This window comes from Polaribacter sp. (genome assembly GCF_039939415.1).
GTDB lineage: Bacteria > Bacteroidota > Bacteroidia > Flavobacteriales > Flavobacteriaceae > Polaribacter.
Genome location: NZ_JBDVJE010000011.1, coordinates 13,854 through 27,597 on the forward strand (window position 1 = coordinate 13,854; position 13,744 = coordinate 27,597).

The 13,744-nt window shown below is 27.4% G+C and carries 10 protein-coding genes; 2 read left to right on the plus strand and 8 right to left on the minus strand.

What is annotated here, in order from left to right:
* Nucleotides 1–17 precede the first annotated feature (17 nt).
* Both ABJG40_RS01575 and ABJG40_RS01580 read right to left on the minus strand, forming a co-directional pair.
* On the minus strand, nucleotides 18–1,190 hold the full coding sequence (locus tag ABJG40_RS01575) for an aspartate aminotransferase family protein (RefSeq protein ID WP_348022826.1): 1,173 nt from the start codon (nucleotides 1,188–1,190) through the stop codon (nucleotides 18–20).
* Between the two features lie 34 nt (nucleotides 1,191–1,224).
* On the minus strand, nucleotides 1,225–2,829 hold the full coding sequence (locus ABJG40_RS01580) for an OstA-like protein (RefSeq protein ID WP_348022827.1): 1,605 nt from the start codon (nucleotides 2,827–2,829) through the stop codon (nucleotides 1,225–1,227).
* 414 nt (nucleotides 2,830–3,243) lie between these two features.
* Here ABJG40_RS01580 and ABJG40_RS01585 point away from each other — a divergent pair, with 414 nt between their 5' ends.
* Together ABJG40_RS01585 and ABJG40_RS01590 are read left to right on the plus strand one after the other, a co-directional pair.
* The gene (locus tag ABJG40_RS01585) at nucleotides 3,244–4,680 is read left to right on the plus strand and encodes an aminotransferase class V-fold PLP-dependent enzyme (protein ID WP_348022828.1); all 1,437 of its coding nucleotides are present in this window, start codon (nucleotides 3,244–3,246) and stop codon (nucleotides 4,678–4,680) included.
* A 245-nt stretch (nucleotides 4,681–4,925) separates the two neighbouring features.
* Nucleotides 4,926–6,737, plus strand: a complete 1,812-nt coding sequence (locus tag ABJG40_RS01590) for a hypothetical protein (RefSeq protein WP_348022829.1) — start codon at nucleotides 4,926–4,928, stop codon at nucleotides 6,735–6,737.
* A gap of 69 nt (nucleotides 6,738–6,806) precedes the next feature.
* Here the strand turns inward: ABJG40_RS01590 and ABJG40_RS01595 are convergent, their stop codons facing one another.
* The 6 genes from ABJG40_RS01595 to ABJG40_RS01620 all read right to left on the minus strand — a co-directional run bounded on the left by ABJG40_RS01595 (nucleotide 6,807) and on the right by ABJG40_RS01620 (nucleotide 13,719).
* A complete protein-coding gene (locus tag ABJG40_RS01595) occupies nucleotides 6,807–8,081 on the minus strand; it encodes an adenylosuccinate synthase (RefSeq protein WP_348022830.1) in 1,275 nt (424 codons plus the stop codon).
* Nucleotides 8,082–8,122: 41 nt separating this feature from the next.
* Complete coding sequence (locus ABJG40_RS01600; RefSeq protein ID WP_348022831.1) at nucleotides 8,123–8,572, minus strand: transcriptional repressor; 450 nt, start codon at nucleotides 8,570–8,572, stop codon at nucleotides 8,123–8,125.
* Nucleotides 8,573–8,647: 75 nt separating this feature from the next.
* Entirely contained in the window at nucleotides 8,648–10,867 is a 2,220-nt protein-coding gene (locus ABJG40_RS01605; protein ID WP_348022832.1) for a RelA/SpoT family protein, read from the minus strand.
* A gap of 68 nt (nucleotides 10,868–10,935) precedes the next feature.
* Complete coding sequence (locus ABJG40_RS01610) at nucleotides 10,936–12,168, minus strand: M48 family metallopeptidase (RefSeq protein WP_348022833.1); 1,233 nt, start codon at nucleotides 12,166–12,168, stop codon at nucleotides 10,936–10,938.
* Nucleotides 12,169–12,918 (minus strand): polyphosphate--glucose phosphotransferase, encoded by a 750-nt coding sequence (gene ppgK, locus ABJG40_RS01615; RefSeq protein WP_348022834.1) that lies wholly within the window; start codon nucleotides 12,916–12,918, stop codon nucleotides 12,169–12,171. It abuts the gene before it with no gap.
* 3 nt (nucleotides 12,919–12,921) lie between these two features.
* Entirely contained in the window at nucleotides 12,922–13,719 is a 798-nt protein-coding gene (locus ABJG40_RS01620) for an RNA methyltransferase (RefSeq protein ID WP_348022835.1), read from the minus strand.
* Nucleotides 13,720–13,744 lie beyond the last annotated feature (25 nt).

Here is a 13,744-nt window from a genome sequence, read left to right on the forward strand (position 1 = left end):
ATATTAATATAGTGAGGTTATTTATTCAAATTATTTAAAATAATTTGACACCCTTTAATAATTTCTTCATCAGAAATTGTAAGGGGAGGTGTAATTCTCATAGCTCTACCTTCAAATAATAAAAAGAAAAGAATTAACCCTTCTTCTAAACATTCTAAAACAATTTTTGATGCCAAATCGGGAGTTTCTAAAATAGCAGCTAGCATTAAACCTTTTCCTCTTATTTCTTTAATTGCAGAATGGTTTAAATGTTTTTTTATTAATTTTTCTTTTCTTAAAGTTTCTTTAATAAAATTATTTTTTATAATTTCTTTTACTGTTGCAACAGCAGCAGCAGCAATTACAGGATGACCAGCAAAAGTAGAGATATGACCTAATTTTGGGTTGTCTTTTAGTAAACTCATCATTTCTGTTGAAGCCATAAAAGCACCTATAGGCATTCCTCCACCTAAACCTTTTCCTGTAATAATTATATCTGGAACTACATTATAATTTTCAAATCCCCAAAAAGTACCAGTTCTACCAATACCAGTTTGTATTTCATCTAATATTAACAGTGCCCCAACATCTTTACATCGTTGTTTTACTTTAGATAGATACTCTTTTTTTGGTTCTATAAAACCTGCTCCACCTTGTATTGTTTCTAAAATTACTGCAGCAGTTTTAGTTGTTATTTTATTTAATTCATTTTCATTATTAAACTCAATAAATTTTGTTCCAGGAATTAAAGGTCTAAAAGCTGAATTCTGTTTTTCTACCCCAGAAACACTCATAGACCCCATTGTATTTCCATGATAAGAACTTTTAGCCGCAATTATTTCTGATCTATTTGTTACTCTTTTTGCAAGTTTTAAAGAGCCTTCAGTAGCTTCTGTACCTGAATTTGTGATATAAACAGCATTTAAATTTTCTGGAGAGTTTTCTGCTAATAACTTACATAATTCAACCTGTGGTTGTTGTATAAACTCACCATAAACCATTACATGAGCATAAGAATCTAGTTGGTTTTTAATTGCTTCTGTAACTTTAGGATGATTATGCCCTAAACTATTTGCAGAAACACCAGCAACAAAGTCTAAATATTCTTTACCTGAAGTATCATAAATATAGCATCCTTTTGCGCTTGCAATTTCTATTGCAAGTGGATGAGGAGATGTTTGTGCTTGGTATTTAAAGAAATCCTTTTTCAAGATTATTGTTTTTTAACAGAAAAAACTGGTTTGGTTAGTTTTTTATCTCCTTTAATTTTCTTTTTTTATCAAGAATTACAGCAGATTTATTTATTTTTTTGTTTTCTTCTAAAGAAGTTTTATTTTTATCATCTTTAATAAAAATATCTTCCATTTTTTTAGGTTGTTCATCTTCTCTCCAGATAAATCCTTTTAATATTTTAACGTCATCTGGTAGTTTTGAAGGAGGATATGTATCACCGTCAGATTTTTTTAGATACATAATTGTTTCTATTTGCCCATTACTTAATGTGAATTCTATATTACTAGAAATCTCTTTTGTAATAGTTTCTAAAACTTGAGTTTCTTCATTTCTATTAAAGTAAACAGATTCTGCATTTCCTTTTACTAATAGCAATCGTAATTTATTTTCTTTAAACTTTCCAAACATATTTCTTCCTTTAATTTGGTTAAAATCTTTGTTAGAAACTGTATCTTTTGTTACAATAAAAGCGTTGTTTAATACTTTTAAAGAATCTAATTTTTCTGTTTTTACATTAGAAAGTAAGTGAATTGTATCTCCTGTTATTTGATTCTGTTCAGACCAAATTACTGGATTTTTAAACATTTTTGTCAATCCTGTTTCTTGATTTGTGTGTATAGAATCGCATTTTCCTTGTAAATCAGATTTAAAGATTTTAACATTATGAAATGTTCTAACTATTCTTTTTTCAGGTTTACCAGTAACTAAAATTGTATCTCCATGAATAAACATAGAATCTTTGTCAATTATAGAAATAGCAACTGCTTTTTTAATAATATAAAGTGAATCTTTTAATTCAAAAATTTCTGCATAATTCCCTTTTGTTATAAAATTCTGAACAGTATCTATAACCTGTATGTTATTAGTAGCAGAGGCAAATCCTTTTCTTTTGTCATAATACAAACTATCGCCTTCTACAGTCCTTTCTTTTAAGTAAAGTTTTGCATTTTTTACAAAATGAGAAATATCTGTTTTGGTATTATAAAATCCTTTTTCACAGTAAATTTTATTTTCGTTCTGTGTATTTGTAATAGTTGTAGGGCCATATAAATAGGTAAGACCTGAGTTTGTATAATAATCTAAATGATTAGATTCTAAATAATGTTCTGGGTTAACAACAGTAACTCTAGTTGTTGCTGTAAATTTTTTATTTTCTAAATAAAAGTTACCATTTTTACTTTTTAAAGTATTGGTTTTATCTTTTATTGTAGCATAACTTGTATAATACAGTTTTTGATTTAACCTATCAAAATGAAGTGTATCTGTAGTTAAAGTCATAGTTGGGTCTGTTAAAACAACATTTCCCCAAGATAATGCTTGTTTAGCATTAGCATCATAATCTGTGTATTTACTTGTTTGAGTAATTGTATCTCCTTGCTTTATAACAACTGTACCAATTGCTTTAAAAAAGTTTTTTTCTCTAAAATAAAATGCTTTCTGACAATTTAATTTTATACCATCGTGTGTAATTCTAACATCTCCTAATAGAATTGTTGCTCCAGGATATTGTTCTTCATCTGTATATTGAATTTCAGAATTTTCAATAGTAATTTTTCTTGTTTGTGATATTGCAAGAGATGAAATAAGTATAAAAAAGAGAAAAACGATTCTTTTCAAGATAATTGATTTTTAGCAAAAATAATGAAAAGTTAATGGCTTCTTATTAAAGAAAAGTGAAAATTAATTTTATTGAGATTCTTGTTATTGAAATTAAAAATTGGTTCATTTTTTTTACTTCAGATTATAGTATGTAATTTTTAGTTTTATTACTATTTTCTAAAAACAGCAATTGTATTAAATTATATTAATCTGTAGTTGTTTAAAGTCAAGAATTGAAAACCTACAGTTTTTTAAGTAATATTAAGTAAAACAATAAATTTAATGAGATAATCGAAATTTTATATTCTTTTTTTGTGTTAATTTTATTTAAATTAATTTTTTTAACAAAAAATGGATTAATTTTGTATAATAATTCACTGTGTAATAAAATTTTAATTTCAAGTTCTTAAAATTTGTAAAAAAAATAATTTAATGAATTCACCTTTTGAACTTTCTAAAGAAGAAATGCAATCTTATGGATATAAAATTGTAGATATTATTGTAGATCATTATGCAAATGAAGAACAAAAAAAGCCTGTAACTAAGGCTTCGAGAGAAGAAATGGATGCTGTTTTTTTAAGTGAAGCTCCAGAAAAAGGAACACCTGCAAATGAAGTTTTAGATTTTGTAACAAACAATGTGTTGCCTAATAGTAACATTTCTACACATCCAAAATCTTTTTCTTTTGTTCCAGGACCAAGTAATTTTATTAGTGCTATGGCAGATTCTTTAGCAACTGGGTTTAATATTTTTTCTGGTGGATGGATTGTTTCTCCTGCAGCAGCAGAGCTAGAAATTGTTACTTTAAATTGGTTGTTAAAAATGTTTAATTTTCCTGTTACAAAAGGTGGGGGAATTTTTACAAGCGGTGGTTCTATGGCAAATTTAACTGCTTTGGCTACTGCAAGAAGAATAAAATGTGGAGAAGACTTTTCTAATGCAGTTATTTACTTATCAGATCAAGCTCACTCATCAAACATAAAAGCAATTTCTGTTCTTGGTTTTAAGAAAGAACAAATAAAAATAATGCCTACAGATTTAGAATTTAAGTTTAGTATAAATAAACTTAAAAATGAGATTGCTAAAGATAGGTTAGAAGGTAAAAAACCTTTTTGTATTATAGCTTCTGCAGGTACAACAAATACAGGAACTGTAGATCCATTAGATACATTGGCAGATATTTGTGAAAAAGAAAATTTATGGTTCCATATTGATGGTGCTTATGGTGCTGCTGCAATTTTATCTGAAAAAGGTAGTAGAATTTTAAGAGGTATAGAACGTGCAGATTCTTTAACTGTAGACCCTCATAAATGGTTTTTTCAGCCTTATGAAATTGGTTGTTTATTGGTAAAAGATTCTTCTTGGTTAAGTAATACGTTTAGTGAAAAACCAGAATATTTAAGAGATATTGAAGGAAATGAATCTGAAATTAATTTTTATGATTATGGAATACAGTTAACCAGAAGGTTTAGAGCATTAAAATTCTATATGTCTATAAAAACGTATGGATTAAACACTTTTAAAAAAGCCATAAGTTATAACATAGATTTAGCAGATCTAACAGAAGATATTCTTAGAGATAGTAAAGATTGGGAAATAGTTTCTCCTGCTACTTTAGCTATTATAAACTTTAGATATAATCCTTTAAACAAAGATTTATCTGATAAAGAATTAGATACTTTAAATCAAGAAATTTCTGCTAAAGTTGTAGATTCTAAAGAAGCCTTTTTAGTAACTACTGTGCTACAAGATCAAATTGTAATTAGAATGTGTTTAATTAACCCAAGAACAACTATACAACATGTAAAAGATACTTTACAACAATGTGATGATTTTGCTAAAGAGATTCTTTTAGAGTGGAAAAAATAAGTATTATACTAAAAATATAAATTTTAATTGCACTCTCTATAACTATTAATAGGTATACATAATTACTAAATATTATTTGAATACTTATGTTTGATAGTAATTTTTTATTGTAAATAATAACAAAAAGATTAAGTGCCAATTTATTCTTTTTCAAATTTACTAATGATAATAATCATGTTTTTCGAGTTTAATTAAGAATAAATTGCAAGCTTATTTAAAATTAATTAAACATTTAAATTAAATAGATGAAAAACACACATTCCTTTCACATTCCTGTAATGGGAATTGGTTTTACAATAGATTCACCTTTAAAAGTAGCTCAATATGGTATAGATTCTGTAATTTCATTAGTAGATGACATTTTAATAGAAAAAATGCGTAAAGTTTACAGCGAAAAACTTGAACTTCCTTATAAAGAAATTTCAGATAAAGTAGAAGATTTTAGAGCTAAGAGAATTACTTCTTATTTAAATTTATTGCACGAACAAACAGAAGAAAAGTTTAATCAATTAAAGAATATTACTTCAGTAAAAAGCAAAGCTTTAAAAGATTATATTTATATGTTACCAGAATATTCTACTTTAAAAAAAGATTTTTATAAGCTTACAGAAGAAGGAGTAGATTTTTCTAAAATTAAAGATTGGGTAAATAAAAATTTATCAAAGGGTAGTATTGATGTAAACATTATGACTAAGATTGATAAAGGAAATTACCTTAATAAAAAATTATTACCAATAGAATTTAATGATGCTCATGCAGCGTTAAGAGGCTTTTCTGAAAGTAAACTGGAATCTTCAATAGTATTATCTGCAGGTATGAACCCTAGATTATATTCTTATATGAGTAATTTTAAAGATTTTTTTCCTGATAAAAATGGAAACATTAAAAAGAAAATTATTTTAAAAGTAAGTGATTATAGATCTGCTTTAATACAAGGGAAATTTTTGGCAAAAAAGGGTTTATGGGTATCTGAATATAGAATAGAATCTGGTTTAAATTGTGGTGGACATGCTTTTGCTACTGAAGGTTTTTTAATGGGACCTGTTCTAAAAGAATTTAAAGAAAATAAAGAAATATTAAAAAACCAAACACGATCTTTATTGATAGAAGCTTTAAAAGTTACAAATAAAGTTTTACCAGAAAATGATTTAAATTTAAAAATTACTACTCAAGGTGGAGTTGGTACAGATGAAGAGCATTCGTTTTTAATGGAAGAATATGATTTAGATTCTGTAGGTTGGGGGAGTCCTTTTTTGTTAGTTCCAGAAGCAACAAGTGTTGATGAAAAAACAATGGAACAATTAATGCAAGCTAAAGAAAAAGACCTGTATTTAAGTAATAGTTCTCCTTTAGGTGTCCCTTTTAATACTTTAAAAGGAAATACAAAAGATGTTCAGAAGCAAATGCTAATTGATAAAGGTAGACCTGGTACTTCTTGCCCGAATAAATTTATCTCTTTAAATTATGATTTTAAAGAATCTGGTTTATGTACAGCCTCTAGAGAATATCAACACTTAAAATTAAAAGAAATAGATGCTTTAGAACTTTCTTTTGAAGAAAAAGAAAAGCAAGTAAATAAGGTTACAGAAAAATCTTGTATTTGTGTTGGTTTAGGTATATCTACACTAATTTTAAATAATGTAAGTACTAAGAAAACTGGTGATGGAGTTTCTGTATGCCCAGGACCAAATATGGCTTATTATGATAAAATAATGAGTTTACGAGGTATTACAGACCATATTTATGGTAGAAATAATATGTTAACTAGAACTGATAGACCTCATGTTTTTATAAAAGAATTATCTCTCTATATAACTCATTTAAAAGATAAAGTGGAAGAAGTAAAGTCTAATTTTGATAAAAAACAAGTAAGGACTTTAACTAAATTTAAAAGAAATTTAGAAACTGGAATTAATTATTATAACGAAATATTTAATATACAAAAAAAAGTATTTGTAGAACAAAAAGAAATACTTTTAAATGCTCTTAAAGTAGAACAATCTAAATTAATTTTGATAGGAGTAGAGATTGAAAAATTAAATAAAATAACGAATTAGTTTTCAAATATAAAAGCATCTTTCAAATTAATGAAAGATGCTTTTATATTTTTAATAGTAAATCTAGATTTAAGATCTAGTAATTGTTTGCTTTCTATCTGGACCAACAGATACAATAGATACAGGTACACCAGTTTCTTTTTCAATAAAAGCAACATAGTCTAGTAAATTTTGTGGTAATTGATCTGCAGAAGTCATTTTAGTTAAATCATCTTCCCATCCTTTAAACTCAGAATAGTTTACAGAAACATTTTCTGGTTCAATATTATAAGGTAAATGACTAATTTCTTCACCTTTATAATTATAAGATGTACATACTTTTAAAGTATCAAAGCCAGACAAAACATCTCCTTTCATCATCATTAATTGTGTAACACCATTAACGTCTACAGCATATTTTAAAGCAACTAAGTCTAACCAACCACATCTTCTTGGTCTTCCTGTTGTAGCTCCAAATTCATGACCAATTCTAGCCATATCTTCACCATCTTTGTCAAATAATTCTGTAGGAAAAGGTCCAGAACCTACACGTGTTGTATATGCTTTAAAAATTCCGAAAACTTCACCAATTCTGTTAGGAGCAACACCTAAACCAGTACAAGCACCTGCTGCAGTAGTGTTAGAAGAAGTAACAAAAGGATATGTACCAAAATCGATATCTAATAAAGAACCTTGTGCGCCTTCAGCTAAAATTGTTTTCTTATCTTTTATAGCTTGGTTTAAAAACTCTTCACTATCTATAAAAGCTAAAGTTTTTAATTTATCAATTCCTTTGCAAAATTCTGCTTCTAATTCTTTTAAATCATATTCAATTTGAACATCAAAGAATTCTAACATTTTAATATGCTTTTCTGTTAAAGCATCGTATTTTTCTTTCCAGTTATCTAACTCTAAATCTCCAACTCTCATTCCGTTTCTACCAGTTTTGTCCATATAAGTTGGACCAATACCTTTTAATGTAGAACCTATTTTAGCTTTTCCTTTAGAAGTTTCTGATGCAGCATCTAATAATCTATGAGTTGGTAAAATTAAATGTGCTTTTCTAGAAATTAATAATTTAGAAGTATAATCAATATTATGTTTGTCAAGATTTTCTAATTCTTTTTTAAAAATAACAGGGTCTATTACAACTCCGTTACCAACAACGTTTAAAGCTGTTTTATGAAAAATTCCTGAAGGAATTGTATGTAAAACATGTTTATGTCCATCAAAAATTAGAGTATGTCCCGCATTTGGACCACCTTGAAAACGAGCTATAATATCGTAGTTTTTGGTAAGTACATCTACGATTTTACCTTTTCCTTCATCTCCCCATTGTAATCCTAGTAATAAATCTACAGCCATTGGTTGTGTTAATTAGTTGTTTTTTGTATTGTGTTTGTTTGTTAAGATTTGTTCTTTTTTGTTCCGTAAAAGTAAAGTGAATGACTATGAATGTCTATATCAAAAATATCTTCTATGGTTTTTTTTATAATTTGAATTCTTGGATCACAAAATTCTTTTACATCTCCAGTATCAGTAAATATTACGTGATCATGATTTTTATCAAAATAACTTTTTTCATATCGAGCCATAGATTGACCATCAAATTGATGTTTTCTAACTAAACCGCAATCTAAAAGTAAATCTATTGTATTATAAAGTGTAGCTCTGCTTACTCTATAATTTTTATTTTTCATTTTAATATATAAAGATTCTATATCAAAATGTTCTGCTGCTGCATATATTTCTTGTAGTATAGCATAACGTTCAGGAGTTTTTCTATGTTTATTTTCTCCTAAATAGGCAGTGAAAACTTTTTTTACTATTTCTTGATTTTCAAGAGAATTACTCATTTTATGAATGATTTTTTACAAAAAACAAAAATACAGATATTTCTTAATAAAATAAGGTTTTTAATCAATTGATATTTACAAAGTATTAACACGTTCTACTTTTTTTAACCCTTCAATTTTATAAAGACTCTTCATTAGCTTATCTAATTGCGAACTATTCTTAACACTAATAGATACTTTGCCATCAAAAACACCTTCATTTCCTTTTATATTTATGCTGTTAATAAAAACTCCCATATTGTTAGAAATTATACGGGTAACATTATTTGCCATCCCTTTATTATCTACTCCTGAGAGTTGTAAAATTGCTTTAAATTCTTGTTTTGTTGAATCTATCCATTTTGCAGGCATTATTCTATAGGCATAGTTAGATTGCAAAGAAATTGCATTAGGGCAATTCTTTTTATGAACTTTAATTCCATCATTAATTGTTAAAAAACCAAAAACTTTATCTCCAGGAATTGGGTTACAACATTTGGAGAGTTTGTAGTCTAACTTTTGCTCGTCTTTACCAAAAACTAACGCGTCAAATTTATCAGTAATTTCTTCATTTTCGTAAAAGTCTTTCTCTGCCGTTTTTCTTCTTAATTTGGTTTTAAAGAAATTTAATATTTTACTGTTTCTTTGTGATACAAAAGCTTTAAGTTGTGTATTATCTATAGAGCCGTTACCAATTCTAAAAAATAAATCGAAACTGGTTCTTAATTTAAAATAATTTACAAGTTCGTTAGTAGTTTTATCATTAAAATTAATTTTTAAATGACGTAATTTACGCATTAATATAGCTTTACCTTCTTCTGCTATTAATTTTTCTTCTTCATTTAAAGCTGCTCTAATTCTTGCTTTTGCTCTAGCTGTAATAACAAAATCTAACCATCTTGCATTTGGTTTGTTACTAGAACTTGTTATAACTTCTATTTGATCTCCACTTTTAAGTTGATGACTTAGTGGCATTAATTTACCATTTACTTTTGCGCCTCTACATTTTAAACCTATATCTGTATGTATAGAAAATGCAAAGTCTAAGGCAGTAGCATTTTTTGGTAAAGATTTTAAATCTCCTTTAGGTGTAAAAACATAAATTTCTTTAGAGTATAAATTTAGTTTAAAGTTTTCTACAAAATCTACCGCATTTAAGTTTTGATTTTCTAAAGTTTCTTTTAATTTATTTAACCATCCTTCTAAACCGTTATCTTTTGTAACACCTTGTTTGTATTTAAAATGAGCTGCATACCCTTTCTCTGCAATTTCATTCATTCTTTCAGAACGAATTTGTACTTCTACCCATTGAGAATCTGGTCCTACAACTGTAATATGTAAAGCTTCATAGCCTGTAGATTTAGGTTGAGAAATCCAATCTCTTAAACGAGATGGGTTTGGCTTAAAATAGTCTGTAACTATTGTGTAAATTTTCCAAGCATCAAACTTATCATCATTAGAATTTGGTTTATAAATTATTCTAATGGCATATTTATCATAAACTTCTTCAAAAGTTACATTTTGATTGATCATTTTTTTTCGAATAGAATAAATAGACTTAAAGCGTCCTTTTATTTCATATTCAAAATTTTCTTTATCTAAACCAGACTTTAAAGTGTTTTCAAATCTTTCTAAATAGTTTTGTTGTTCTTCTTTACTTTCTTTTATTTTACTTAAAATACCATTATAGGCTTCTGGCTCTGTATATTTTAATCCTAAGTCTTCTAATTCTGTTTTTATATTATATAGCCCTAATCTATGTGCTAAAGGGGCGTAAATATATAATGTTTCAGAAGCAATTTTAACCTGTTTATGTGCAGGCATAGAATCCATAGTTTGCATATTATGGAGTCTGTCTGCAATTTTTATTAAAATAACTCTTACATCATCATTTAATGTTAAGAGCATTTTTCTAAAATTTTCTGCTTGTATAGAAGCGTCTTGTTCTTTATTTAATCGAGATATCTTAGTAAGTCCATTTACAATCTTTGCAATGGTTTTACCAAAAAGGTGCTCCATATCTTCTGTTGTATATTCTGTGTCTTCTACAACATCATGTAAAAGGGCAGAAGCTATAGAAACTGCGTCTAAACCTATTTCATAAGCAACAATTTTAGCAACGGCAATAGGATGGTAGATGTAAGGTTCACCAGTTTTTCTGCGTTGTTTAGAGTGTGCATCTACAGCTATATCAAAAGCTTTTCTTATGAGTTCTTTATCTTCTTTAGATAAAACTTCATAAGTACCTTTAAGTAAATCTTTGTAACGATTTGCTATTTCTTTATTTTCTTCTTCTATGGTTGCGTTGTATTCCAAATCTGTTTTAAAAATTTAGTTATATCTTGAAAGTGAATTTAGGAATAAGAATTATAAAAAACAAGAAATTAAGATTCTAAATTTTTAATTCTTTCCAATAAAGTTGGGTGAGAATAATGAACAAAAACAAAAGCAGGATGAGGCGTTAAATTGCTTAAACTGTTTTTAGATAATTTTTTAAGAGATGTAATTAGTTTGTTAGCAGCAAAAGTTTCTTTAGCATAATTATCTGCTTGATATTCAAATTTCCTAGACATATAATTCATAAACAACCCAGTAACTTCTGAAATAGGTGAATATAAAATTCCAAAAGCAATTAAACCAATATGAAAGCTTGGTATAGATACACCTAATGCTTCAGATAAGATAGGTGAACTTACCATTAAAGACAATATAAATAATGCAATACCAGTAATTATTATTGAAGAAACTAGATTAAAAATAATATGTCTTTTTTTATAATGACCAACTTCATGGGCCAAAACTGCCACAATTTCTTCTTTACTTAAATCATTAATTAAAGTATCATACAATGTAATTCTTTTTTGAGATCCAAATCCAGAAAAATAAGCATTTGCTTTTGTAGATCTTTTAGAACCGTCAATAACAAAAATATTATTGATCGTAAAACCTACCTTTTTTGCATATTTTTCTATAGCCATCTTTAATTCTCCATCTTCTAAAGGACTTTGTTTGTTAAATAAAGGAACAATTAATTTTGCATGAAACATATTAATAAATAAAGAAAAAGCTGTAACAAGACCCCAAGCATAAACCCAGAAGTTTTTACTTGTTAATTGATAAAACCATATAATTAAAGAAAGTATAGCTCCTCCTAACAATATACTTATAAATATGCCTTTAATTTTGTCTAACCAAAATATTTTCTTTGTAGATTTATTAAATCCAAATTTTTCTTCAATAACAAAAGTTTCATAGTAGGAGAGAGGTGTAGATACAATTTCTGATCCTATAATGATAACTCCAAAGAAAATAAGAGCTACAAGTATTGGACTTTCTGTATAATTTCTGGCTAAAGTATCTAAATGTTTAAAACCATCAAATAAAAAGAAAACTATGGTTAGTGAGGTAGTTATTAGTGATGTTAAATTAGAAAATTTGGCACTTGTTTTTTTATAAGATTGTGATTTTTTATACTCTTCTTCGTCATAAATATCTTTAAGTTTATCAGGAATTTCATTATCAAAACATTTTTCATTTAGATAGTCTAAAACTCTATCAACAATAAAATTGATGATTAAAATTGAGATGATTATATAAAATATGGTTGTAGCTTGCATTTATTTTTTACTTTTTTTACTTGCATAAATTGCAGCACCAATAATACCTGCGTTATTTCCAAATTTAGCAACTTCTACAGGAATATCTACAGTTAAATACTCTTTAAATTTATCGAATTTTTTACTTATTCCTCCACCAATAATAAATAATTTAGGAGTGTGTATCGTTTTAACATGGTTTAAGAATAGATCAACTCTTTTTGCCCAATCTTTAAGAGGTAAATCTTCTCTTTTTCTAGCAGAATCAGCAGCAAATTTTTCTATAATATCTCCATCTGTATGGTAAATTCTACCTAATTCTACATTAGGGATTAATTTTCCATCATAAAAAAGGCCTGAACCTATACCTGTACCTAATGTAATTACAAAAATTTTTCCCTTAACACCTTTTCCTGCTCCTAAATTTATTTCTGCAACACCAGCTAAGTCTGCATCATTGCTAATATAAAATTTAACTCCTTTACATTCTTTTTTAAAGAGTTTATCTACCTTAACACCTACCCATTCTTTACTAAGGTTACCATAATGCATACATTGATTGTTAACAATAATTGTAGGAAAACAACAACCAACAGGACCTTTCCAACCAAAATGTTTTACCATTTCTTTTATAATCTTAGCTACCGCTTTTGGTTCTGCAGTTTTTGGTGTATCAATTCTATGTCTTTCCGAAAGTAATTCTCCATTTTTTGTGTTTACAATTGCTGCTTTAATGCCAGAGCCACCAATATCAATTCCTAATACTTTCATTTTTTATAACTTAAATTTTCTTTGTCTTTTTGCTTCAAACACTATAATTGCTGCAGATACAGAAACATTCATAGAGTCTATTTGTCCCTGCATTGGTATATTTATGTTTTGAGAGGCTGCTTCTCTCCAAACATCTGTTAAACCAGTTGCTTCAGTGCCAACAACTATTGCAGAAGCGTGCGTATAATTTTCTTTATGATATTCATTTGAGTTTTGCAGTGTAGCAGCATAAATATTAACATTTTTTTCTTTCAAAAAAGTAATTATATCTTTAGAAGTTCCTACAGCAATTTCATTTGTAAAAACACAACCAACACTAGACCTAATAATGTTAGCATTGTATAAATCACTTTTAGGATTTGCTATAAAAACGGCATCTATATTTGCAGCATCTGCAGTTCTTAAAAGAGCACCAATATTACCTGGTTTTTCTACACCTTCTGCTACTAAAATTAAAGGTTTGTCGTTTTTAAATTGAATTTTTTCTAAAGAAAAATCTTTGGCTTTTGTTACTGCAATAATTCCTTCTGTAGAGCTTCTATATGCTAATCTTTGATATACTTCTTTTGAGATTTCTATTCTATTTACATTAGAATTGAAAATATGAAGAATTTCATTTTCTGATATAATCTCAGGTAAAAAAAGAATTACATCAAACTCATATTTTGCAGCGATAGCTAGAGAAATCTCGCGTTTTCCTTCAATAATAAATAATCCTTTTTTTTTGCGTTCTCTTGCTTTTTCTTGCAGTTTTAGCAAGTTTTTTATAAAGGAGTTATGAATGCTTGTTATTTCTTTCATTAAGAACAAATATACCTAAATGTAG